At 43.1% G+C, this 24152-nt stretch carries 21 protein-coding genes; 1 reads left to right on the forward strand and 20 read right to left on the reverse strand.

All coding sequences use genetic code 11. The annotated features are described in order from the left end of the window. Nucleotides 1-17: 17 nt before the first annotated feature. Genes BI182_RS15775 through BI182_RS15785 form a run of 3 tightly spaced genes read right to left on the reverse strand, consistent with a single transcriptional unit; the run spans nucleotide 18 to nucleotide 5211 of the window. Nucleotides 18-1553, reverse strand: a complete 1536-nt coding sequence (locus BI182_RS15775) for a Ppx/GppA phosphatase family protein (protein WP_286809264.1) — start codon at nucleotides 1551-1553, stop codon at nucleotides 18-20. Nucleotides 1554-1555: 2 nt separating this feature from the next. Beyond that, nucleotides 1556-3664, reverse strand: a complete 2109-nt coding sequence (locus BI182_RS15780; RefSeq protein WP_286809266.1) for an RNA degradosome polyphosphate kinase — start codon at nucleotides 3662-3664, stop codon at nucleotides 1556-1558. Beyond that, entirely contained in the window at nucleotides 3661-5211 is a 1551-nt protein-coding gene (locus tag BI182_RS15785; RefSeq protein ID WP_286809268.1) for a Ppx/GppA phosphatase family protein, read from the reverse strand. Before BI182_RS15785 ends, BI182_RS15780 begins: the two co-directional genes overlap by 4 nt. 176 nt (nucleotides 5212-5387) lie before the next feature. Between BI182_RS15785 and BI182_RS15790 the strand changes: the two genes are divergently transcribed. Beyond that, nucleotides 5388-6077, forward strand: a complete 690-nt coding sequence (locus tag BI182_RS15790; protein WP_250932950.1) for a DUF554 domain-containing protein — start codon at nucleotides 5388-5390, stop codon at nucleotides 6075-6077. 99 nt (nucleotides 6078-6176) lie between these two features. Here BI182_RS15790 and rd read toward each other — a convergent pair whose 3' ends face one another. The 17 genes from rd to ilvA all read right to left on the reverse strand — a co-directional run bounded on the left by rd (nucleotide 6177) and on the right by ilvA (nucleotide 23996). Continuing rightward, nucleotides 6177-6335, reverse strand: a complete 159-nt coding sequence (rd, locus tag BI182_RS15795; protein ID WP_070371116.1) for a rubredoxin — start codon at nucleotides 6333-6335, stop codon at nucleotides 6177-6179. A 120-nt stretch (nucleotides 6336-6455) separates the two neighbouring features. Beyond that, a complete protein-coding gene (locus BI182_RS15800) occupies nucleotides 6456-7376 on the reverse strand; it encodes an ROK family protein (protein WP_286809271.1) in 921 nt (306 codons plus the stop codon). 15 nt (nucleotides 7377-7391) lie between these two features. Then, entirely contained in the window at nucleotides 7392-8015 is a 624-nt protein-coding gene (locus BI182_RS15805) for a Yip1 family protein (protein WP_070371114.1), read from the reverse strand. Nucleotides 8016-8132: 117 nt separating this feature from the next. Then, nucleotides 8133-9428 carry an ABC transporter permease gene (locus BI182_RS15810; RefSeq protein WP_286809273.1) on the reverse strand — a complete coding sequence of 432 codons (1296 nt, stop codon included), beginning with the start codon at nucleotides 9426-9428 and terminating at the stop codon, nucleotides 8133-8135. 12 nt (nucleotides 9429-9440) lie between these two features. After that, nucleotides 9441-10316, reverse strand: a complete 876-nt coding sequence (locus tag BI182_RS15815) for a COG1361 S-layer family protein (RefSeq protein ID WP_070371112.1) — start codon at nucleotides 10314-10316, stop codon at nucleotides 9441-9443. 39 nt (nucleotides 10317-10355) lie between these two features. After that, entirely contained in the window at nucleotides 10356-11036 is a 681-nt protein-coding gene (locus BI182_RS15820) for an ABC transporter ATP-binding protein (RefSeq protein ID WP_070371111.1), read from the reverse strand. 74 nt (nucleotides 11037-11110) lie between these two features. Then, entirely contained in the window at nucleotides 11111-11935 is an 825-nt protein-coding gene (locus tag BI182_RS15825) for a hypothetical protein (RefSeq protein WP_070371110.1), read from the reverse strand. Next, nucleotides 11929-12624 carry an ABC transporter ATP-binding protein gene (locus BI182_RS15830; protein WP_148636382.1) on the reverse strand — a complete coding sequence of 232 codons (696 nt, stop codon included), beginning with the start codon at nucleotides 12622-12624 and terminating at the stop codon, nucleotides 11929-11931. Before BI182_RS15830 ends, BI182_RS15825 begins: the two co-directional genes overlap by 7 nt. Next, on the reverse strand, nucleotides 12605-12994 hold the full coding sequence (locus tag BI182_RS15835; RefSeq protein ID WP_070371108.1) for a GntR family transcriptional regulator: 390 nt from the start codon (nucleotides 12992-12994) through the stop codon (nucleotides 12605-12607). The genes BI182_RS15830 and BI182_RS15835 overlap by 20 nt, the downstream gene beginning before the upstream one ends. A gap of 152 nt (nucleotides 12995-13146) precedes the next feature. Then, entirely contained in the window at nucleotides 13147-15768 is a 2622-nt protein-coding gene (locus tag BI182_RS15840) for a methyl-accepting chemotaxis protein (protein WP_286809277.1), read from the reverse strand. 188 nt (nucleotides 15769-15956) lie between these two features. After that, the gene (locus BI182_RS15845; protein WP_286809279.1) at nucleotides 15957-16862 is read right to left on the reverse strand and encodes a UbiA family prenyltransferase; all 906 of its coding nucleotides are present in this window, start codon (nucleotides 16860-16862) and stop codon (nucleotides 15957-15959) included. A gap of 3 nt (nucleotides 16863-16865) precedes the next feature. Next, nucleotides 16866-17840, reverse strand: a complete 975-nt coding sequence (locus BI182_RS15850; protein ID WP_286809281.1) for a polyprenyl synthetase family protein — start codon at nucleotides 17838-17840, stop codon at nucleotides 16866-16868. Next, nucleotides 17833-19761 carry an NAD(P)/FAD-dependent oxidoreductase gene (locus BI182_RS15855; protein ID WP_186892940.1) on the reverse strand — a complete coding sequence of 643 codons (1929 nt, stop codon included), beginning with the start codon at nucleotides 19759-19761 and terminating at the stop codon, nucleotides 17833-17835. Before BI182_RS15855 ends, BI182_RS15850 begins: the two co-directional genes overlap by 8 nt. A gap of 160 nt (nucleotides 19762-19921) precedes the next feature. Beyond that, on the reverse strand, nucleotides 19922-20470 hold the full coding sequence (locus BI182_RS15860; protein ID WP_286809285.1) for a hypothetical protein: 549 nt from the start codon (nucleotides 20468-20470) through the stop codon (nucleotides 19922-19924). Nucleotides 20471-20565: 95 nt separating this feature from the next. Continuing rightward, the gene (locus BI182_RS15865; RefSeq protein WP_286809286.1) at nucleotides 20566-22197 is read right to left on the reverse strand and encodes an ABC1 kinase family protein; all 1632 of its coding nucleotides are present in this window, start codon (nucleotides 22195-22197) and stop codon (nucleotides 20566-20568) included. Next, entirely contained in the window at nucleotides 22184-22579 is a 396-nt protein-coding gene (locus tag BI182_RS15870; RefSeq protein ID WP_250932967.1) for a hypothetical protein, read from the reverse strand. Before BI182_RS15870 ends, BI182_RS15865 begins: the two co-directional genes overlap by 14 nt. Nucleotides 22580-22799: 220 nt before the next feature. Beyond that, nucleotides 22800-23996: a threonine ammonia-lyase gene (gene ilvA, locus BI182_RS15875; RefSeq protein ID WP_286809288.1), complete on the reverse strand. Its 1197-nt coding sequence runs from the start codon at nucleotides 23994-23996 to the stop codon at nucleotides 22800-22802. Nucleotides 23997-24152: the final 156 nt, after the last annotated feature.

The raw sequence follows: 24152 nt of genomic DNA on the forward strand, positions 1-24152 counted from the left end.
GAATAATTGGAGTTTTTTTATCGTCGCGAAATAATGACTTTGTTATTAATCGTCAGCGTTTTGTTAAACACCCGTTTGAATTTTTTGCCACATTCGTTGATGATCATATTATCAAATACTGAATGACCGGTTGTGAGGACATTCAGCTGGACTTCTTTTTCCAGAATCACGCAATTCACATCCTTGACGACACCATCCATACTGCGATCCAGATATTCTGATATTTGCAGAAACAAGCTCAATTGATCGATGAGGTGCCGCTCTTCATTCTGGAGCAGCCCCATGTATTCTTCCGAAATATGGATTTTTTTATTGGTACGATGATTAAGCGCAATAAAGGCACTCATTAAAAGCTCTTTCTGTTCGATCCCCAACAAACCGGAGTTTAAAATAATATAAAAACTATGCTCGTGATGATTTCCAAATTGAAGCTTGATGCCAACATCATGAAGCATGGCCGAGGCCCGGATCATCTTGCGGACGTCTTCTTTGATGCCATGGAGTGGTTTGAGCTGCTCAAACAGGTTTTCGGTCAGCTTCAGCACATGATAGGCGTGAGGGATATTCACATTAAAGTTTAACATGATATTGACCAGCGACAGTTCAAAAATATCATAAACCAGATTGTCTTCATTATAGCCAAAATAATCGTAGATGATACCATCCCGTAACCCGGCATTACTGATAATGAGTTCTGGCGAATCAATATGTTTCATAACCCGTTCCAGGGTATGGCTCGAACCCACGAAAATATCGATCCGACCCTTGGACAATCCTTTAAGATTTGAACGTTCCGCTAAATTCATACTGGCGGCCATTTCGCAGATCCGCTTGACATCATTGGATTTCATCCGATAATTATGGGCAATTTCCAAAGGATAATCGATGAAACTCCGGTGGATCCGGCCAACATTTCGAATTGTCCCACCCACGCCAATAACCGGCAACCCCTCAGCCTTTTTAAGGATTGCAATCGTACTAAATGCTTCTTTTAAAAACTCATCGAGAGCTTTCAGTTTTTTCTCTGATACCTCGTCGGTCAAATCAAATTTTTCGGCCAAATCGATGGAACCAAAGGGCAAACTCACCGCCTCTACCTTCTTGCGGTCTTTGATCAGCACAAACTCGGTACTCCCACCGCCGATGTCCATCAGCAAGGCGTCTTTAACATCAAGGGTGTTAATCGCGCCCAGGTAATCCATTGAAGCCTCGACTTCTCCGGGAATAATGGCCACATCCAAACCGACTTCGGTTTTAATTCGCGCCACATAGTCAGCTCCATTTGATGCTTTACGAACCGCAGCCGTTGCTACCGCAATCACCTTTTCGATCCCATAGGCATCACACATACTGACAAACATGGTCAGGGTTTCAATTCCAAAGTCCATCCGATCCTGCTGGAGTTTTCCGGTTTCAGCCAGCTTATCATTTAGACGGACATTCACCTTGACATCGTCAATTATCTGAAAATATTCGTTATTGTAGTACTCGCCAATCACCAGATGGACACTGTTTGAGCCAATGTCGATGACTCCAATATTTCGTCTATCCATTGCTATTCTCCCTCAATATTATGTTTTATAACGGCTTTATTCTTGACCTGTTCAAATTCTGCTTCAGCTTCTTTGCAGAAGTAATCCTGACAGGAAAGCAATTCCTTGCCACGTTTGTCAACCCGGATATACTCTCCTGTTTCAGTCATTATCCGGGTTTTGATGGTGTCTTTTAAGGTAATCTCCAAAATGTGTTTTAATTTTTTCTTTAAGCTCTCTTCTTCAACCGGAAACAGGGTCTCAATTCGCCGGTTCAGGTTTCGCTCCATCCAATCGGCACTGGACAGAAAAATATCTTCCTTGCCCTGGTTGTAAAAATAATAGATCCGGCTGTGTTCCAGGAAGGTTCCCACAATGCTGTGAACCGTGATGTGCTCACTGATGCCCGGTAACCCTGGTTTGAGTGAGCACATTCCCCGAACAATCAGTTGAATTTCCACCCCAGCCTGAGAGGCCTCATAAAGCTTATTGATGATATCTTCATCAATAAGTGCATTCATTTTGGCAAGGATTTTACCTTTTTCTCCCATTTTGACATTTTCAATTTCCCGGTCAATGGCGATGTAAAAGGCATTTCTGAGCGTTTTCGGCGCCACCTCGATCTTTTTCCACAAAGTGTAGTGACTGTAGCCGGACAAGAGGTTAAACAAGGTTGAAACATCCGACCCATAACTCTCTTTGGCAGTGAACATTCCCAAATCGGTGTAAAGACCGGCGGTCACATCATTATAATTCCCGGTTCCGAGATGGACATACCGCCGGATCCCATCGGACTCTTTGCGAACCACCAGAATCATTTTACAATGGATTTTTAGCCCTACCAACCCATAAATGACATGACACCCAGCCTGCTCCAGTTTCTTCGCCCAGACAATATTATTGGCTTCGTCAAAGCGCGCTTTGAGTTCGACCAATACAGTAACCTGTTTACCATTTTGGGCTGCCTGAATCAAGGCTTCAATGATTGGCGAGTCGCCACTGACCCGATACAACGTTTGTTTGATGGCCAGCACATCGGGATCGATGGATGCCGCCCGGACAAAATCAACCACTGTTTGAAAAGACTGATACGGATGGTGCAAGAGGCGATCCTTCTCCCGGATGACTTCAAAGATGTCGTCAACCTCATAGAATTCATTGGAGATAAGCGGGGTATAGCGGGGCTCCCGGAGTTCATTAAACTCGCTGCGGTTCTGAAATTTCATAAAGCAGGTCAAATCCAGGTTTCCCTTGAGTTCATAAAGCTCACTTTCGACAATTTCCAATTCATGCATCAACCATTTTTTCATTTTTTTACTCATGTCCCGGGTTACTTCCAGTTTAATGCTGGCTCCCCATTTACGTTGCTGAATTGATTTCTCAATTTCAATCAGTAAATCCTCGGCTTCATCCTCATCGATGGCTAAATCGCCATTACGGGTAATCCGGAATTCACTGACCTGCTTGACATCATAACCGGTAAAAAGTTCATTTACAAACGGGCTGATTAAATCTTCAATAAAAATATAGTTTAGCACTTCCGACTCTTTCGCTTTCGGTAAGGCAATGATTCGATCCAGAACCTTGGGGATTTCCAGGATCGCCATAAAATCTTTTTCATCCTTAATCTTCGCCTCGGTGTCATGGAGCATGATACACAGATAAACCTGATTGTTTTTTACTAACGGAAACGGGCGACTGTTGTCAATTGCTTGTGGCGTCAAAACCGGATAACACTCATGCCGGAAATAATGAAGGGCAAAGTCTTTGCCTTCCTCATTCAGTTCATCATAACGCAAAAAAAAGATATTGTTCTGATTAAGCTCCGGAATGATCGATTTTGATAAGCAGGTATACTGCCGGGCCATCATTTCCTGAGTCATGCTGTTAAGAACTGCCAACTGTTCGATCGGGGTTAGTCCATCTACCGATTTTTTGTTGTAGCCAACATTAATCTGATCCATAATCCCAGCAACCCGTACCATAAAAAACTCATCCAGATTCGATGCCGTAATCGCCAAAAATTTCAACCGATCCATTAACAGGTTGCATTTGTCATAAGCCTCGTCTAATACCCGGTAATTAAAATCCAGCCAACTGATTTCACGGTTTATAAATAATCTACTTTTCATGATTCAACCCTCTTAATCTTTAATATCGGTTTAATGCCATAAACATTCTCCATGGTTGCCCGACTTGCCTTAAAGAAATACTCTTCCAACTGAAAATTTTTCCCGGTGGTTAATTCAAGCATCAGTTTTTCGTCCTTGACATGACAGTGAAGGTTTTGTATTTTTTGCTGATAACTCTTATCCAGGGCAATGGCCAGCTTTAAAATAGCTGCCAGTTTAGCTACCAGCAACTGTTCTTTTTCATCACTGGAATGAACCTTTTCTTCCACTTTAATAAAATTCGTTTTAACCGCCTCGGCGACCTTACCCATCACCGCTTTCTCTTCCTGGTTAACCCCGATAATGTCGGTTGTTTCAATAATATAGCGGCTTTGCACCCAAAAATTTTTATGATCAATAAAACTGCCCACCTCCATCAGATAACAGAGCATCGATAAGAGCTGCCGCTCTCTTTTTCCCAGTTGGTGATATTTTTTGAGCGAGTCAAATATCTTTAAGCTGATTTTTTCAACAAATTCCGAATGCCTGTGACTGGTATGATACTTTTTACCGATGGTTTTAGCAGAAAGATAACTGCCCTCTTCGATCCATTCAATCAACTGTTGTTTTTTTGTGATCTGGAATTCAAAATCCAAAAAAGCATCGCCGATAATCATCGGAATCAAAATAAAGGTTTCGACTCCTGTTTCAGCCAGTAGCTTTAAATAAAGCATCAGGGTATGATTCAGGGTTTCTGCTTCACTTTGATCCAAAAGTGGGTACTTTTTCAATAATTGGTTCACGGTCAGATCGCCCGCCACCTTGCACAGCTTCCCAAAATCCTCGGCATTGATCACATAATAATCCTGTCGTTCCGTGATGCCACAAAGCTGAGCAATGACATCAACTTCGTGGGAGGATACAAAAAGTCTTTTAATGTGACGTTTTCTGATGTTTTCAACAATATCCTGGGTATTGATGGAGATGAACTCCATCAATAGCGTTTCAAAGCGCTCCGAGTTTTCTTCGATGGATTTCAGGATTTCCTTCATTTTTAAATAACCCAGCTCAGCGGTCTGATGATAATCAATGACTCCATTTTTTAGGAGTGCCACTGACACATTCCCGCTGGAGATGGATGCCAGCATCTGATCCTCTTTGGTATCAGTGATTATATTAAATTGCGGATCGCACTTTAACACCATATGGCGATAAATAAGATGGGTCTCTTCTTCCTTGTCGAGAATTTCCACCTCGTAACCACCGGTATTGATTTTGATTTGTTCAAGAATATAAAGCCGATTTCTGGCTTCACGGAGAGCTGTTGTTCCAAATATTTTAATCGATTCAACGCCGTAGGTTTTAGACATTTCGATGTATTCATTAATCGTTTGACACAAGGCATATACAGATTTAAATGAGATCTCCCCTTTAGTAAAGCTCTGACTCCCAAAATTAATGGGAAACATGGCTCGATCCAATATTTTAATGCAGCCTTTGCCCCGCTGTCCAACGATCAGTTCACAACGGATTGAACCAATATAGATTACTGAAAACCGCTTAATCATAAACGTCACCTCGCATTCTTTTTTCTATTTTATCACAATTTAAACACTTTTTTTGTTAAAACTAATCGAAACACTGATTTTTTTTCAATAAAACAGCTCATCAGGGTAGTTATGTTTTCAGCGCTAGCGCTTTTATGTTACAATAGTAAAAGACTTTACATCAGGAGGAAAATCTTTTGCTTGGAACCATTATCAATGCCGCCGCCATTGTTGTCTGCGGCCTCATCGGCCTATTATTTAAACGGGCTTTACCACAACGTCTCTGTGAAACCATTACCCAAGGTCTGGGACTGGGCGTAGTTGTCATTGGCATCACGATGACCATCGAAACCGAAAACATTATGCTGATGCTGCTGAGTCTATTATTTGGCGGCATCCTGGGGGAACTGATCAATATTGAAAAACAATTAAAACGAATTGGCGACAGCCTGGAAAAAAAGATGAAAAACAATAGCAATAATATCTCCCACGGCTTTGTCAGTGCCTCCCTGCTTTTCTGCACCGGCTCGATGGCCATTATGGGTGCTTTGGAAAATGGACTCACCGGGACGGTCAGTATTCTTCTGAGCAAGTCGCTCTTGGATGGTATTTTTTCGATGATTCTCTCATCGACTTTAGGAATCGGCGTCGTCTTTTCCGCTATTCCAGTTCTTCTCTACCAGGGCAGCATTTCACTTTTAGCTGGCTCAGTCAAAACCCTGCTCTCTCCGGAAATGATCACCGAAATGAATGCTGTTGGTGGCGTTCTAATCTTGGCCATTGGTATTAATATGCTTAAAATCAAAGAGCTTAAGGTCGGCAACCTGCTGCCAGCAGTTTTTATGCCGATTCTGTTTATCTGGATCATGGGAATTTTGGGAATTTAGCATAAAAAAAGTGTAGAATTCAAAACCGATTCGGTTAAATTCTACACTTTTTAAGCAAGCCATCATTACGACTTTTTTTATACTAATTGAAAACGCTGTTTAGACTTCTGAAAATGCGTTTTTATCAACGCCACATTCTGGACATACCCAATCTTCAGGAATATCGGCAAACGCAGTTCCAGCTGCTACCCCGTTGTCTGGATCTCCTAATTCTGGATCATATACATAACCACAGATATCACATTCAAATTTTTGCATTGTATTTCTCCTTTACTCTTAGAATGACATATTTCTATTATAATCATTCTAAGCAATATTACAATGTTTTTTTTTTACTATTCAGTTTTTTCTCGCAATTTTCATTAAAAAGCAAATGCGTCAGATGAATTGTCGAAGATTGGCCGCACCGATCAAACCGGCTTCATTTCGAAAGGTAGCCAGCACAATTTCAGGCATTGCATACTGGGGATAGGTTAAACAACTTTTGGCGCTGGCCTGAATCCGGTTTAAAAGAAAAGCTCCAGCCTCAGACAAGCCACCACCAATTACGAATATCCCGGGATCTATGAGATCGTTGATGTTGGAAATGGCCCAACCTAAATATTTAGCCAGCCGATTGACTGCTGCCAACGCCAGCCCATCACCAGCTTTGGCAGCATCAAAAATTCGTTTGGCATCATAAGTGTCGTCTTTTTTTAATTCGGACTCCACGCCTTCATCTAGTTGTTTCTGACAATAGCGAATCAGTGCTGTTGCCGAAGCAAAGGTTTCAAGACAGCCGTTTTTGCCGCAATTGCAGTCGTAGAAATTTTCTTCCATGATCATGTGGCCGGCTTCTGAGGCGACCCCATGGGCTCCCGAAATAATCCGATCATTGATGATCACCCCACCACCGACACCGGTGCCAAGGGTTAATAACACCGAGCTGGTTCGACCCCGAGTGCTGCCAAATGCCGCTTCAGCAATACAAGCTGCCGTGGCATCATTAACCAGAAGCACCTCAAGTGCCAGGACTGCTTCGAGATCTTGCTTTAGTGCTTTGTTCTTCCAATTAAGATTAGGACAGGAAACGACGGTTGATCCATCCCCTGAGAGGATTCCGGGAATTCCGATTCCCACGGTGGTTTCTTCCGGTGAAAGCTGAACCAGTTCGTTTATTAATGCAGCAAGATCACTCACTACACGATCATAGCCCATTTGGCTTTGGGTTTTGACTCGCCGTTCTTCCTGAATGACACCCCGATGATTGACAATACCACCTTTAATTGCGGTGCCACCTAAATCAATACCGATTCCCATCCTACTCCTCCCTTTTTAACTGATGGCTGTGGTTGATAATCCCGCCATCGAATTAAGACTAATCAACGACACACCTAGACTAAGACCAGCGGCTACCACTTCCAGTCCAATCACTGGAAGCGCCGTTTTTTTGTAACTCACACCGTAGACAATGGCCAGACCAATAATGGTCAGGACAATCTGCCAGATATTGAAAATGCTGAAAATCCCTCCCAGGAAGGCCACCCAATCCATCTCATAAACCTTGGTCATATCAATCGGTTTTTGAAAGAAAATATTGAGAATGTTCTGGAAAATTTTGGGGAAATAACTCAGGCCGACCACATACACTGCTGTCTTAAACGAACCCTCACCCCCCATTTTCTTTAACACCAGATTAAAGATGGCTGCCTTCACCACCATGGCAACTGCCACGCTGATGATCCCGGAGATGATTCCGGTAACAATGCTAATGGTTTTAACCATTCCCATCTGATCAGCTGGCAGATCCATGGTGCCTACCACATTTCCGGCAATGACACCTGTTAAACAGCCGATCATGGCAATAATCAAAATTGGGATAATCAGAGAATGTTTTTCTTTTTCGGCAACCTGTTTAAAAAATCTGACCGGATTAATTAATAAATATAAATAGTTCATCCTTACTCCTTCTCGTTTCAAATTTTTATCCTGTCTTTGCAACCGCTTATTCACACCTTAAAAATTGCAAGCTCAGTTATTTTTATTATCGCTTTCTGATATTTTTGCGCTCTTTCACTATTCACTGCGGATCGCATCCAGGGAACTGAGATTGGCTGCTTTGATAGCCGGACGAACGCCGGACAAGAGCCCGACCAGCGCCGAAAAAAACAAGGCAAAAACAACCAGACCGGGGGTGATGTAGGAAATCGTCACACCCCCTTCACCACCGATAAATAAACCCGCAATCAGATTGATCAGTACCGATAGCACCAGGCTGATGACAATCCCCACCAGACCGCCGATCAATCCAATCATGGTTGATTCGGCAATAAACATGTTGCGGATATCCGAAATCGATGCCCCAATGACCTTCATGATCCCAATTTCCTTGGTGCGTTCATAAATGGACATGGTCATGGTATTGACAATGCCGATACAGGCAACCAACAAAGCGACCCCACCGATACCACCCAGCAGAATCTGAAGCATCTGAAAGACGCTGCCCATCGAATCCAAAATCTGTTGCATCGAAAAGACTGTAAATTTCATCGCTTCAACTTCAGAAGTGACATCATTTACCACCGAAGAATCCTCGACGGTCACCAACGCCTGGGAATAGCCCTGCTTCTTGACATTGGCTTTCCTCCCGGTCTGCCATTCGTTCAGGTCTGTCACCAGATGATAGTCAGCGATGATCGAGTAATCCTCATTTCCCCCAGTGGCTTCCAGCACACCAGTCACCTTCAGCTTCTGAGTCTTTATCTCTTCTTCGCCGTTGGCATTGGTACGTTTGATGGTCATGGTAATGTTCTGGCCTATTAGATCTTCCGGTTTAACCGCACTGGCTTCAAGTTGGGTTGACGCACCGGTGTAGGTAAAGCTGGTTAATACATCTTTGCCAAGGATCACACTGTTTTCATCGTTGGCTCCAGGCTTTTTACCACTGGTTGTAACATAGCGCATATCTTCCAGGACAGCATAGTCCACGCCCATCAGAGAAACCCCATATTGCTCACGATCAACTTCTATTTCCCCGCCGCTTAGATTGACCACCGGCGTAACCGCCACGACCCCATCGATTTTCTTTAAATCTTTGATGGCATCATCATTAAGGATTGCTTTATCGTCCGTTTTTCCACCAGCCATCGCAGTCATCCCCATCGAAGAGAGATCCTGATAGACCTGTAGCGTGGTCACAGAACCAATCCCGGACAATTCATCCGTAATGCTCTTTTGAGCCCCGTTTCCAATGGAAACCATCACGATGATCGAGGCCGTTCCGATGACTACCCCAATAATTGTGAGGATTGTTCGAAATTTCATCCGCCAGAGATTCTCCCAGGATAATCGCAGGAGTTCTTGCTTATTCACACCTTCACCCCGCTAAGCGCCAATGCCAAAGATGACTCTGAGAAATTTTTGAAAAAAGTTCTCGTCTCCCGATTCCGCCGTCTGAGTTGTGGCTTCCTCAGAAACAATGGTAATGTTCTTTTCGATTACCCGTTCATTATTGAAACTGTCCATGTATTTTACGGATATTTTCCCGGGAAATTCACCACTTTGACTCGTGGTGACATCAGCGGAGAAGTCATCGTTATCATCTTTTTCGAAGGTGCCATAATACTGATAATCTTTGGAGAAATCGACACCATCAGCAGATACACTAACCTGCACCCCACGCACCGGATTTGATCCAAAATTAGCAATTTCAAAATTGATCGGGGTAACCCCTTTATCATTCTTAGCTAAAACAAAACGATCTGGGGCAATAATCGACATCGATTCACTTTCATTGATTACAATCCCCACTGTTTCTGTGAAATTATAAACACTGCCACCACTGGTTTCGCAATTGATTTGCAAATTTAAATTATAATTTTTAGCCTCAGCATTTGGTGATGTCACCATGGGAATCTCAATCGTTGCACTTTCACCAGAAGGAATTTCTTCCCGATAGAAATGACTGCCGCTTCCTACCATCGAAAAGACCCCCAAGTCATTCGCGCCCGACTGGGACAATACATCCAGGGTTACATTATGGGCATCATAGTCACCATGATTGGTTAAGGTAACCACCATCTTGAATTCCTTACCGGGTGATACCGTCGCCGGATTGAAAGTGACTGAACTGATCTGAAGCAACGGTTGTTCCGGTGCCGCCAAAGCTGTTGGCATAAAACATAATGATAGCAGGATAATCACCAATAGGGCTGAAAGCAGCGGTTTTGTCTTCATTTCAATTTTTGTTCTTTCTTTCATAATTTCTCCATTTCTTTGAGTATTCATTCTGATCAATGTTTATTGATTGACTTCGGCCTCAATCAGGCCATCACACATGTGGATTACCTTGGTGCAGTATTTAGTCGTATCCGGATCATGGGTGACGATGACAAAGGTCTGCTTCTCTTCCCGGTTGAGTCGGGTAATCATTTCCATGATGTCGGCACTGGTTTTGGAGTCCAGATTCCCGGTGGGCTCATCGGCCAGAATTATTTCCGGATGATTAACCAGCGCCCGGGCAATACTCACCCGCTGTTGTTGGCCTCCAGAAAGTTCACTTGGTTTGTGTCCCATCCGATCCACTAAGCCAACAACTTCCAGCGCTTCCTGTGCCCGTTGTTGCCGGATTTCTTTTTTGACCCCGGCAAAGGTTAGTGCCAGTGCAACGTTTTCCATGGCTGTCATGGTGGAAATCAGATTATAGGACTGAAAAATAAATCCCAGGTGCTCCCTGCGAAACAGACACAGTTCATTTTCAGTCATGTCGCTGATGCGATAATCACGAATCATAATGTCGCCGGAAGTAGGCGGTACCAGTCCCCCCAGAACGTTTAAAAAGGTGGATTTGCCTGATCCTGAAGGACCAAGCAGGGCCACCATTTCTCCCTGTTCAATATCCAGATCGATTCCCTTGAGGATATGAATGTCTTCCTTCCCCAACTTGAAATCTTTGTGCAAATCTCTGACTTGAATAAATATTTAGATCGCCCCGCTTTCATTTTATCTTTTTCAACCATTTAATTGCAGATTATTATAACACAAATCAACACAAATTATTCCAGATTTAGTCTTTTTTTCATAATGGTTAGGGTCGTGTAATAAAAACCCACTCCCATTACCACATTAAGTACGGTTGAACTATTAAGAAGCCAATTGATGGTAGTGATGGCATCGCTGCCATTTAGAACACTGTTCTCCAGATTTCCGATGGCAAAAACAGTCATAAAAATCGACATGATAATCTGGAGTGCAATCGTAATGACGATATAAGCCCCAAACGCAGCGACAATCCGGTGCTGATTAAATAATTGGCCAATGGCTATGGCTGCATAGATCATCAGAATCGAAGCAACGGTTTCAACCAGTAAAAAAATGATCATTTCAAAAATAAAAAAATTCAGTTCCATTCCAGTCTGCAGGTAAAACATTGAGTAAGCTGACCGGATCGCCTGAGTCAACTCCATCATCGAAAAGTTCCCCAGCGAGAAGATAAAAAAAGTCAAAAAAATCATAATTGTACAAACAGCCGACCAGATTAGGCCAACGACAAGTTTGGAGCATACCAGCTCCCAGGTTTTAACTGGCAGCGAAAACATCAGGTAGCCTTCGTCAGTAAATAAATTTTTATAAAAGCGCTGAATGATCATGACCAACGTCATCACACATATGGCTACTACCAGCACAAAATAGAGAGTGAAGCTGATACCTAAAATGATTTCCGCTACCTTATTATTGGATACCGCTTCAGAAAAGAAATCCGGAGCACCAATTGCCATCACCAATTTGGTGAAAACTGTTAAAATCAACAGGGCGCCGTAAAGAGGAATAAAAATTCGGCTGGTGGCCCTGGTTTCATGCTTAATTAATTTTGCTAACATTTAAAAACCTCCCTGAATAATCCATCCACAGACTTATTATGGGTTTCCCGGATTTCATCCACACTGGAACTCAATGCCAGTTCGCCCTGATTAATAAAAATAATGTCATCCAATATCTGCTCAACATCAGCAATCAAATGCGTCGAAATAATTACCGAGGCCTCTTCTTTATAATTGGTGATGATCGTATTCAATATATAGTCTCTGGCGGCTGGATCCACCCCTCCAATGGGCTCATCCAGGAGGTAGAGCTCAGCTTGACGGCTCATCACCAGGATCAGTTGCACTTTCTCCTTGGTTCCCTTGGACATGGTCTTGAGTCGATCATCAGGGTTGATATTTAGATCTTTTAACATGTTTTCAGCTTTAATGCGATTAAAGTCAGCATAAAAATCTTCAAAGAAAGCAATGATTTCACTGACCCGCATCCAATCATTTAGGTAGGTTCGTTCCGATAAATATGATACTTTCGCTTTGGTATCGACCCCTGGAGGCTGACCGTCAATAATAATTTCCCCTGCTGTTGGCACCAGCAAACCAGCTGCTATCTTTATAAAGGTGCTTTTCCCGCTGCCGTTTGGTCCCAGTAATCCAATGATCCGGCCCCGGGATATTTCCAGGTTGATTTGGGAAAGGGCTGTTTTCTTTCCATAGCTTTTGGTTAAATTCTTAGTGCTTAATATGGTCATCTTCCTTCTCCCCTTCCTCGATCTTTTCCATCAATTCCAATATTTCATTACGACCCATCCCCAACTTTTTCATTTTTTCAAGGAATGCGCTAATTTCCTGAACTGCCAAACCCTTTTTTGCTTCTTCTATCACTTTCATATCCTCCGTAATAAATCTGCCGCTGGTTCGTTGTGCAAAGACGAGTCCCATTCTTTCCAGTTCTGCCAATGCTTTTTGCATCGTATTGGGATTGACGCCTGCATCCATTGCCATCTCTCTCACTGATTCAAGTTTTTCTCCCGGTGCATAAATACCGGAAATGATTCTAAGCTCTATTTGTTCCACCAACTGTTTATAGATGGGGCGATCGGAATCGATAATCCATTTCATGGCTGTCCTCCTTTGTATTATTGTATTACTTGATTAATACAATAATACTATTTAATTAAATTGTCAAGCGTTATTAAACAAAAAAGAAAAAAACAGAACTCCGAGAGCTCTGTTTGAAGTTTACTCATCATACCGCTTTGATATATCACGGCTTAGACTTCTTTGATTTCAAAAGCACTAACCATCTGTTTAAGCAACTGTGCCTGTGCGGACAGCTCTTCACTGGCAGCAGAACTTTGTTCGGCAGTGGCGGAATGGGTTTGAACTACCGTCGATACCATTTCAATTCCCTGATTAATCTGTTCGATCGCGCAAGCCTGATCATGAGACGCCTCGGCAATATTTTTTACCAGATCGGTAACAATTTCAATCTCTGCCAGAATTTCTTTTATGCTGAGCGCTGTATCATCGGCGATTCGGCTACCAACTTTAACCGCATCAATGGAGTCTTCAATCAGACTGGTGGTTTCTTTGACGGCGGATCGACTGCGTACTGCAAGATTTCTGACTTCCTGGGCAACGACTGCAAAACCTTTGCCGTGCTGTCCGGCCCGGGCCGCTTCCACTGCGGCATTCAAGGCTAAAATATTGGTCTGGAATGCTATATCATCAATAACCTTGATAATTTTGGAAATATTTTGTGACGATTCATTAATCGCTGTCATAGCGGCCACCATTTTCTGCATTTGGGAATTGCCATCGATGGCATTTGTTCTCACTGCCAGCGCCCGCTCATTGGCTTCATTGGCGCGACTAGCATTATCTTTGGTTTCAACGGCCACTTCCTCAATCGATGCCGACAATTCCTGAATTGAACTGGCTTGTTCGGTCGTCCCCTGTGCCAATGCCTGGCTACTGTCAGAAATTTGGATGGCACCTCCCTCCACCTGGGCTGAAACCCCATCAATATCGGCAAGGGTGGTACTCAGTTGCCGATTGATGTCGTTAAGTGATCGTTTGATGGCTGAAAAATCGCCTCTGAATTCGGTGGTAATTTCCTGATTTAAATTACCCTGTCCCATTGCCGCCAACGTACCTGTTATTTCACCCACATAGGCCGCCAATGAAGTGATCGTCTGATTAAGATCCTCTTTAATTCTGGCATGATCGCCCTTGTATGCACCCTTAACCACCGTTTGAAGATTTCCTTGGGCCAAGTCCTGAAGCACGCTGGATGCTTCTTTGACCGGTTCGATAATCGCATCAAGCGTCTGATTAAATCCCTCAATGACCATGGCATACTCACCACAAAACTTACTGCTATCGCCTCGATGGCTTAAATCACCTTCCACCGCAATCTGAGCCATGGTTTCAGTTTCAGCCACCAATTGATAAATATTTTCCATCATCCCCACCAGGGTCGGCATCAATTTATCATTTTCGCTGCGCTTGCCATTCTGCTTTAAATCGGCCAAATCACTGAGATTGCCTTCCCGAATATTCCCTGCTATTCGTGTGATGGTCAGCAGCAGCCGACGAATCCCATTGATGGACTCGGCAATTTCGGCATAAATCCCCAGGTAATCACCCTGAATTGACTGAGAAAAATCATTCTGATTCATCAGACCCAGCACCCGATTACCATCTTCCAGCGCCGCTAAGCCATCAATGCAGGCGTTGATGCTATTCTTAAAGGTTTCGAAATCACCATAGTAGGTGTCTTCTATTTTTTCGGGGATGATCCCACATCCAATCTGACTGACATATTCAGCGGCAACGTTTATTGGTACAACCAGGGCATCCAGTGTGCGATTAAAGCCAATCAGAATTTCTTTGAACCCGCCATTAAAGGCATCGGCATTGCTACGGATCTCCAACTGCCCGGCAACAGCTGCTTGAGCTAGCAAAGTAGACTCGGCAATCAGTCCCCGAATGGTTTTTATGGTCTGCTTTAACGCCGGGGTTATTTCATCCTGATCATCCTTGGCCTCAATGTTAGCCGACAGATTCCCGTTTGAAATCTGATGCATGGTTTCAATGACAACGTGCTGCAGATCATCCGCAAAATGGTCCATGGCCTCCGCCATTTCTCCCACCTCATCCTGACACTCCATCTTCAGTCGCATCCCCAAATGACCCATACTCATTTCTTTGATCATCACATTAATTCGAGCCATCGGTTTCGTGATGGTTGACGTAATCAGAAAGCCCAGCAGTAACGAGAGGATTACTCCAACAACCAACAAGATGATCGTTAACAAAGTTGATGATGCCGCAATAGCCTGGTTACTTTTAGCGGTATCTTTTACAATCACCAGTTTAAGCTCCATCATTTCACGATAATTGGCTTCAATTTGCGTATAGATTGTTTCAAACTCACTGCTCTTTGCTAGAACTCCTGCTTCGGCTGATCTCCCCGCACGTGTCAGATTGATCATTTCGGTGACCATGGCATCAAATTGATCTTTAAGCAGATAGGTTTCATCGGCGATTTCAATGGCTTTCGAATCCATCAAGGTCGTTTGAAACGTTTTAAGATTGGAGTCGAATCGAGCGTTTCTTTTTAAAATTTCTTTTTCAATGGCATCAATGTCTTCCGGCGTTGTGGCCCGGGTTAAATCATCAACTTTGCCGATAATTCCCTGAAAGGAATCGACAATATAAACCAGCTCGCCTAGCGGCTTGGCCATTTTCTCATATAGATAAACATCCTGCTCACTGATTTTGTAAATCCCCCATAGTCCCATGGTGCCAATGCACCCAGATATGGCGGCAATGATCAGATATCCCAGAATTATTTTTCGGCCTATTTTCAAATTATAAAACAATTTCATTTACGCTTCTCCCCTCTGCTGTTGATTTATACCATTAACGCCCTGATAAACTAAATAACAGCGGTAAAGATGACAGATTTACCTGTTTTCTTCATCGCTGTTAAAAGTCTAACATGCGTGGCAATGCCATATGTTAACGGCATGGAAAGATTCTATTAAGAGTCTGTTAATTAATCCTCAAAATTAGTTTAACTCAGGATCGTTCCGATCGTCAGAATAATGATTACTGGAACTAATGAGATAACCAGGTTTTGAACACTTAGGGGAAATGTGATAGTCTTGGACTGCTGCTTTCTGAATTTTGAAATATTTTGATAAATTGGGATTAAACCGACAATCGCGATTAGTCCATAAATTGGTAACATTCCGAATACTACCATGATAATAATAGCGGCAAACCCCAGATAATAAAGCGCCGCAAAAATATTCAGAGCGTTTTTCACACCAGTGTAATAAGGCAGGGTAAAACGATTGACTTTCACATCTTCATCAAGGTCACAGATATTATTAGCCAACATAATATTGGCAATCCCGGTTATCGCCGGGATTGTAACAACTCCCAATTTCAGTAGGTCCATGATGTTAAATGACACTTGCAGAAGCCAGTTTGTAAAAGTAACATAAATTAGACTAGCTTCAGGCGCATTAATAAAAACCACTAAGAAGGGAATAAACAAGCCCATAAATAATCCCGAAAAAATTTCGCCTAGCGGCATCCGGGAAATCGGTACTGGACCGAAGGTATAGAAAATCCCCACACCAAAACAGAGGGCGCCCAATACTAGAACAATCACTCCGGTATAAAATACCAGGACCAGCCCCAATAATATGGCCAGAATCAAAAGGAAATACAATATCTGCTTCGCGGTTTTTTGAGAAAATTCCAAGATCTTGCCATTTGCTTTCACATCGATATAATTATTTAAGGCGGTTGTTGCCATATCAAAGCACAGCATTGAGATGAAAAATAGCAGTGTATTGCGAATATCAACCTGTTTGTAGGTATACAGAACATAACTCAAACCCAGTAAAAATGGCAACAGACTGGCTATTTTTGTCCGAATTTCGACATAATTCAAAAACCGTTGGATCATCCGTTAATTCTCAACTTTCCAAATTCGTCCCAAAATCTTACTCATTAATTGCTGCTGATACGTGTTCGGCAGGGTCGCGATCATTTTTTTTGTCTTGTGATAATATTTTTCGGCCACCTCATGGGCCATTGATACGCCACCGACACTGACCACCTCAGCGATGATTTCGTTAATCTCCACCACTGTCAATTGTTGCTGCCGGATCCGCTGTTTGAGCTCGGGTTTTTTCAAAAAAGCAAAAATTAACGGCAAGGTGATGACTTCATCGGCCAGGTCATGCTTAACCGTTTTTTTCGTTACCATAACATCGGCTTGATAATCGGCACAATCATCCAGAATCTGAAAAGCCAAACCCATATTGTGACCAATCCGCCCCATAAAACGGGCTTCTTTATCACCACTTCCATTGATGATGGCTCCAGAATACATCGCCAGCGCAAAGAGTGCCGATGTTTTCCCAGCAATTATTTTCAGGTAATTTAAAACACTTAGATCGGTGTCTGAGTTATGTTTAAATTGACGCAGTTCGCCTAAACATATTTTTGTCATAGCCTGGGTAAATTCTTTCAGCTTTTCGGGATAATGATTGGAAATCTCAGCCACCATGGCAATCGCAATGCAGAAGAGGTAATCACCACAGATTACCGCTTCTTTTTTGCCAAACTTTTTTTGCAGACTGGCTTGTCCCCGGCGGATATCAGCCTCATCGATGATGTCATCGTGAACCAGGGTGGCAAGGTGCAGAATTTCCACTGCCGCTCCGGCAATAACAGCATCCTGCGGGACAAGTCCTTCTTCATCCATTGCCGACCCCAACAATAACATCGCTCTTAAATTTTTTCCAGTTCCCAAAGTCAGGTGTTGCATCATCGCCTGGATTAATTCATCAGTATCCAACAAGGTCTCATCGATCAATCGTCTAACTGCTTCAAGAGCAGATTTGTAGTCCAGTCGTGGTGATAATTCACTCTTAATCATGATAAATATATAGTTTTCGGACGATTTTGATATTCTTATAGTGCTCTTTTAACCAGGGTATTGCATAATAATCAAGTCCGAATACGCTCCCTCCGCCAAAAATAACTGCCACTGCCGCAAAAATCATCCACCATGTACTCAGATAAAGCCCGGTAGTTGTCACAAACATCCCCTGGAGAACGATTGAATATAGGGCGGAAATGGTGGTGAACAGACCTAGAATCAACAAGACTCCGACAAGTATTTCAGAATAAACGATCACCGACTGAAAAAACACTTCTGAGCTCCCACTACTAAGAATCACAGTGTTGGTAAACCAATCCATAAGACCCATTTGTAATTTAATGGCAATATCCGATGTCTGAATTACAATAATTTTAAACAACCCTAAGATATTCCAATTGATGAGCAGATTTCCGGCCGCTTCAGCACCCGCTCCGGCTGCAGTAGCACTTGATACCGCATCGCCGCCACCAGTACCAGCCTGGAGAATCGAGTAATACAAATCATTTGCGCCTTTAAAAAACGGTGTCAGCATCGGCTTTTGGAGCCAACCTTCATTGACTTTCTTGATTCCCTCATAGACCCAGAAGGCGCCCAGAAAAACCCGTAGGGGCACCAATAAGAAACTGGGGGTTCGATTTGAAAAATGGCCGCCAACGAAACTCCGGCAATTTCGGATCGTAAAAAACTCATGTCGCATATAACTAAAGACCTTATTCCATCCCAAAATTTGGATAAAGTAAATAATATTAATAAAATGTTTTACAAACTGAGAGAGAAACGAAGGTAAGGCAAATTTCTTTTTGTCGGTGCCGACATAAGAAATCCCATAACGCCCGCCGATACTAACCATTACCCCATGGAACTTGGGCGCATATTTCTCCATTTTTCCAGTTCCGGTAATGACACTGGTTAGATTATGGGCGACAGTAGCTGCGGATTGTTCACAGTTTTCGACCATTTGTGGTACTGGCGTTGATTCACCCTCAGGAATATAGAAAATATTATCCCCGGCGATAAAAACATCATCTTTTCCTTCCGCTCTGAGAAATTCATCGGTTTTAATACGGCCACGACCAACCTGGGTAAGTTGAACGGCCTGGTTGGCAATATCTGAACTCTCAATGCCAGCCGCCCAGACAACCGTGTTGGTAGGCAGTTCCTGATGCTGATCAGCCTGTTTGAGGCCAATGAAGTCGGCGCCAATACAATCAACAGCTGTTTTTAACCTTACTTCCACGCCCATTTTTTCCAATCGTCTTTTTGCTTTTTCTGAAAGTTCCTCTGACAAATTAGGGACGACTCTGTCCATCATATCAACCAGCGTAATTTTTACCATCTCGCGCTCAATTTCAAATTGCTTGCAGAGTATCGGTACCCATTCCGCCAGTTCTCCGGCCATTTCGACGCCGGTAAATCCGGCCCCTAAAACATAGAAGCTTAGTAATTTCTGTTTTTCTGCTTGATCCGTTTCCTGCAAAGCTCTGGTGAACATTTCAAAAATATGTCCCTTCAGCTTGATTGCATCTTCATAAGACCAAAGTTTATAAGTATAGTCTTCCGCTCCACAAATACCAAAAAACGACGGCTGTGAACCCGAAGCCATTACCAGATAGTCGTAGCTATAGCTGGATTTTTTTCCCGTTAATTGTTTTTTTTCATAATCAATCGCAGTGATCGTATCCACTTCCACATCAACATTTCGACCTTCAAAAATACGTTTGATGCTGATTCGGATACTATCTTCTTCAACGCGATTTGCGGCTACCTCGTGCAGCTCCGTGAGCATGGTATGATAGCTTTCTTTGTTGATTAAGGTAATTTTAACATCCGTCTGACTTTTCAAACGTTTGGCAAGCTTCTTTGCAATCAGAATACCCGAATATCCGGCCCCTAATATAATAATATTCTTTTCCATAATGCACCTCCGGATTTTAACTTTTTATTTCACAACTTTTTTTCACTATTCTCATCATTTACTTTTTGCTTAAATAAATGAAAGCCTCTAAATTGATGTATTTCACACTTCAATTTAGAGGCTCCCAAAATTTTTATTGTGAAATGTCAAACAATTACTGCTATTGCTTTAATTCCTGAACGCCAGTAACTGAACTTGTTGCATCCATTTTAAAAGTAGCCTGGGCTTCGGGATTTGTAAAATACAAATTCCCTTCTATTTTTTGATCTTTAAGCTGGAAATCTGTGGCGGTTACGTAAACATCGCCGACAAAAGTACCATGCTCAATGCTAGCTTTGGGACTATTAATGGTGATCTTTGGTGCCGTCAGCGTGAATCTGGCCGTGACATTTCGGGCGTCATCCTGGGTATAGAGACCAATCTTTCGTTGAACAATGTCGTTTCCGGCATCATCTTTCTTACCATTGACAAACTCACCATCCAGGACCAGGTCGGAATCGATTTTTAAATCACCGAGTGTGGCAATGATCCAGGTACCATCCTTACTGATGGCTTTAATAAAAGCATCTTCAGTATTGACAAGTGAAGCCGTGGTGACAACGTCTGTTGTCTCTGCATCTTTTTTGTCTGTGGTTGCCGGAGCTTGCGTACAACCTGAAATCAGTATTGCAAGAACCAGCAGCATTCCCAAAATTACATTTCTTTTCATTTCTTTCTCCTTTTCATTGAAAGTATTTTAGCTTTAATAAAGCTTGTTATAATGATACCCAAAAGAAACCATTGTGTCAAATTAAAAAAACCGCGCTAACGTTTCCTTTTCTTACGGTGAATGGAAATCATCAACCCCAAGCTTAAGATAATTGCGGTGAAATAGCCCAGCGCCCCCAAAGCCGGGATTCCCATGAACAGTGGTGTCATATCGGTGGTGGCAATGAAACTGGAGCTGATCAGAAGTGCTGCCAGAATAATGCAGATCACGATCTTATTAACCATCTGGTCGATTTCAGCCAAGGGCTCATCCGAACCCATCACCTCCAGATTGACTTTCAACTGCCCCTTATTGGCCAGACTCAAAAAATCGGAAATTTGGCCGGGAACACTGATGGCCTTTTCGCCAGAAATCAGGATTTTTCTACGATTTGTTTCCATAAAATTATTCAAGTCAAAATTGGCAACCTGCTGACCGGCCATATGATTGGCCATGATCCGGACAAAATTAGCGTCCGGAGAGATTTCGGCAATGACCCCTTCGATGGTGATCATCCCGCGGCTCAGCATGCTGATCCCCCGGGGCATGCCGATATGATTTTCAGCAGCGATCCGCAAAATCTCTTCTAAAAATCGGCCCATATTGATATTGCTGAGTTCTTCGGTGCCGTAGACATCAAGCATCCGGTCAATCGATTCATATAACAGTGAATGATTGATCCGTCGACTCTTGTGAACCCCCAACGATAGAATGGCCCCTTCCAGGCTTTCGACATCACGACTCGCCACGGCCTTGACACTTCGCCGTAGTAGTCCCATTTCACGCTTGGACAGTTTCCCCATCATCCCCAGATCAATCCAGACAATCTGACCATTTCTGATAAAGATATTGCCCGGATGGGGATCAGCATGAAAAAAACCATCATCGATGATCTGTTTAACATAATTTTCAGCCAGTTTAACCCCGATTTCCTGAAGATCATAACCGGCGTCCTGCAGTCGTTTTTTTTCATTGATTTCGATACCGACAATGTCCTCCATAACCAGAACCTTTGAGGTCGTAAACTGATTGTAAATTCGCGGACAACCGATGTATTTGATTTCGGCATTGAGCTCGTTGAATAATTGGGCATTCTTGGCTTCAAACAAAAAATCCATTTCCTGCTGGGCAGTACTCCACATTTCATCGACGATCATCTTAAAATCGACCACATCGCCAATGTTGCTGGCAAGATTGAGAATCCCGGTGGCCCGGTTTAAAAGTACCACGTCCTGAGCCATCACCTTATAGATTCCTGGGCGCTGCACCTTGATCACCACCTTGGCACCATCAACCAATTCGGCAGCATGAACCTGGGCGATTGAAGCCGATCCCAACGGTACCCGGTTGATTGTCCGAAATACCTCATCGATCGGGCAATCATACTCGTCTTCAATAATACGAATAAATTCATCAAAGGGCATCGGGGTAACCTGTGAACGCAGTTTTTCAAGCTCGCTACAATACTCACTGGGAAAAATATCCCGACGCATCGACATAATCTGGCCAATTTTAATAAAGGTTGGCCCCAGGTCTTCAATGATCAATCGAAGTTTTTCCGGAGTCAACCCTTTGGTAATCTCATGTTTTACCAGAATGGAAATAATTATTTTAAGCCGTCTTCCATTGGTTTCCATTGAATTTTTGGTTAGATCTTTTACTGTTACACCGGCATCACTTAAGTTCATCAATTTCCTTTTCGCTGACATTTTCTTCTAAATCAGAAACCTCGATGATTTCCTTCTCAACTGGGGCTGCCGTCGTCATCGCCTCCAGTTTGTCTTTAATCTTCTGAAGCTCTTCGGGGGTCATCTGATCGAGACTATCAATAACGACTTTCGCACTCGGAGCTGTTTCTTCTTTGACTACATTAACCGTCACTGTATCTCTGATGGTTTCTTTGATATTATGTTTTAACTCTTCATTGAGAATTTTGCCCTGCTGAACCGTCAAATCACCTTTTTCCACCAGTTCATCGATGAGAATCTTTGATTTCTCAGCGGTGATTGCCACTGCACCGACGCCAAATAAAAACACCTTTTTTAAATCTTCGCTGATATTGGTTAACATTTTTCTCCTCCTGTTTTCATCAAATTTATTTAGTTTTTCCATTGGAATAATAGACGATTTTAGCTATGATGATCTTTATTTATCTCAGTGTGCCCTTTTGGGGAGTCGCTCCATTCTTATAAAAAAGCACACCGCCGATAAAAACAGATGTTAAAAGACCTATCGCAAAAAATATACCCCGTTCTTTTTAAATCAATCACCAAACGGCATTATTTTCATTTTAATTCTGCAATTTAAAACCACCTTGAATCAGACCTTCCCGAATCTGGCGAATGTGTTCGTAATTCCGGGTTTCCAACTCGATCCGCAAAAAACAGCCATTGATATCTGATCCTTCATTGCTCCGCTCATGGTGAATGGAGATGACATTGCCACCGAGATCGGCAATAATCTGGGAAACCTTCTTCAGCTGACCGGGCTTATCCAGCAGCTCAATGTTAAATGAACAGGTTCGACCGGAAGTAAGCAATCCCCGTTTAATGATTCGGGATAAGATCGTGACATCAATATTCCCGCCGGAGACAATGCAGACCGTCTTTTTCCCTTGAATCGGTAGTTTGCCAAACATCGCTGCTGCCACCGCCACTGCCCCGGCCCCTTCAGCAATGAGCTTTTGTTGTTCAATCAGAGTCAGAATAGCCGTCGAGATTTCGTCTTCGGTCACCGTGACAATTTCATCGACAAAATCACTGCAGAGGCTGAAAGTCAACTCACCCGGTTCTTTCACCGCAATCCCATCTGCAATGGTGGATACCTGAGGTAACCGACAGATTTTATTGTTTTTAATCGACAGCTCCATACTGGGTGCGCCACAGGCCTGCACCCCATAAACTTTAACATCCGGCTTTAAGGATTTAAGGACATAGGCAATCCCGGAAATCAGACCTCCGCCGCCAATTGGGACGATCACTGCCTCCAGATCCGGCAGACTTTCCAATAATTCAAGTCCGATGGTGCCCTGGCCGGCGATGACAAACTCATCGTCAAAGGGATGGATAAAGGTATAACCCTTCTCAGCCTGAAGCTCCAAGGCTTTGGCATAGGCCTCATCATAGCCGCCTTCAACCAGACAAACCTCGGCGCCATACGCTTTGGTGGCCTCCACCTTAGAAATCGGCGCACCGTCCGGCAGGCAGATCAGAGCTTTGATCTGATTAATCGCCGCCGCCATCGCCACTCCCTGAGCATGATTGCCAGCTGAACAGGCAATGACGCCTTTGGCTTTTTCTTCGTCACTAAGCTGGGATATTTTATAGCAGGCCCCCCGAACCTTAAATGATCCGGTGATCTGCAGGTTTTCGGTTTTTAAATAAATATCACTGTCTGGACAGATTTTGGGCGCATGAATCAGATCAGTGGGACGGACGTATTTTTTTAATGTAAATGATGCGTGGTATATTTTATCCAGTGTTAGCATTAGCTCTCCTATAATATTTTACTGTTAGGTAATTGCGAAACTGCCGTGAGCTTTGTGCCCAGTTTCGCACGAAACAATTGTTACACTGTACGGCGGACAGTTCGCTGAACTGTTCGCCTACACGTTACACAATTGTTTGTGGAAACTGCACTCAAA

The organism is Acetobacterium sp. MES1 (assembly GCF_002237635.1).
GTDB classification, from domain to species: Bacteria; Bacillota; Clostridia; order Eubacteriales; family Eubacteriaceae; genus Acetobacterium; species Acetobacterium wieringae.

What these genes read in the sequence shown, in the direction of transcription:
- rd (WP_070371116.1), bottom strand. Translation starts at nt 6,335, where the DNA reads ATGCAAAAATTTGAATGTGATATCTGTGGTTATGTATATGATCCAGAA.
- BI182_RS15860 (WP_286809285.1), bottom strand. Translation starts at nt 20,470, where the DNA reads ATGAAAAGAAATGTAATTTTGGGAATGCTGCTGGTTCTTGCAATACTG.
- BI182_RS15835 (WP_070371108.1), bottom strand. Translation starts at nt 12,994, where the DNA reads ATGAAATGGATTATCGATTCCGATCGCCCCATCTATAAACAGTTGGTG.
- BI182_RS15815 (WP_070371112.1), bottom strand. Translation starts at nt 10,316, where the DNA reads ATGAAAGAAAGAACAAAAATTGAAATGAAGACAAAACCGCTGCTTTCA.
- ilvA (WP_286809288.1), bottom strand. Translation starts at nt 23,996, where the DNA reads ATGCTAACACTGGATAAAATATACCACGCATCATTTACATTAAAAAAA.
- BI182_RS15805 (WP_070371114.1), bottom strand. Translation starts at nt 8,015, where the DNA reads ATGAACTATTTATATTTATTAATTAATCCGGTCAGATTTTTTAAACAG.
- BI182_RS15775 (WP_286809264.1), bottom strand. Translation starts at nt 1,553, where the DNA reads ATGGATAGACGAAATATTGGAGTCATCGACATTGGCTCAAACAGTGTC.
- BI182_RS15830 (WP_148636382.1), bottom strand. Translation starts at nt 12,624, where the DNA reads ATGACCATATTAAGCACTAAGAATTTAACCAAAAGCTATGGAAAGAAA.
- BI182_RS15785 (WP_286809268.1), bottom strand. Translation starts at nt 5,211, where the DNA reads ATGATTAAGCGGTTTTCAGTAATCTATATTGGTTCAATCCGTTGTGAA.
- BI182_RS15840 (WP_286809277.1), bottom strand. Translation starts at nt 15,768, where the DNA reads ATGAAATTGTTTTATAATTTGAAAATAGGCCGAAAAATAATTCTGGGA.
- BI182_RS15850 (WP_286809281.1), bottom strand. Translation starts at nt 17,840, where the DNA reads ATGATTAAGAGTGAATTATCACCACGACTGGACTACAAATCTGCTCTT.
- BI182_RS15800 (WP_286809271.1), bottom strand. Translation starts at nt 7,376, where the DNA reads ATGGGAATCGGTATTGATTTAGGTGGCACCGCAATTAAAGGTGGTATT.
- BI182_RS15870 (WP_250932967.1), bottom strand. Translation starts at nt 22,579, where the DNA reads ATGTTAACCAATATCAGCGAAGATTTAAAAAAGGTGTTTTTATTTGGC.
- BI182_RS15845 (WP_286809279.1), bottom strand. Translation starts at nt 16,862, where the DNA reads ATGATCCAACGGTTTTTGAATTATGTCGAAATTCGGACAAAAATAGCC.
- BI182_RS15780 (WP_286809266.1), bottom strand. Translation starts at nt 3,664, where the DNA reads ATGAAAAGTAGATTATTTATAAACCGTGAAATCAGTTGGCTGGATTTT.
- BI182_RS15855 (WP_186892940.1), bottom strand. Translation starts at nt 19,761, where the DNA reads ATGGAAAAGAATATTATTATATTAGGGGCCGGATATTCGGGTATTCTG.
- BI182_RS15865 (WP_286809286.1), bottom strand. Translation starts at nt 22,197, where the DNA reads ATGAACTTAAGTGATGCCGGTGTAACAGTAAAAGATCTAACCAAAAAT.
- BI182_RS15825 (WP_070371110.1), bottom strand. Translation starts at nt 11,935, where the DNA reads ATGTTAGCAAAATTAATTAAGCATGAAACCAGGGCCACCAGCCGAATT.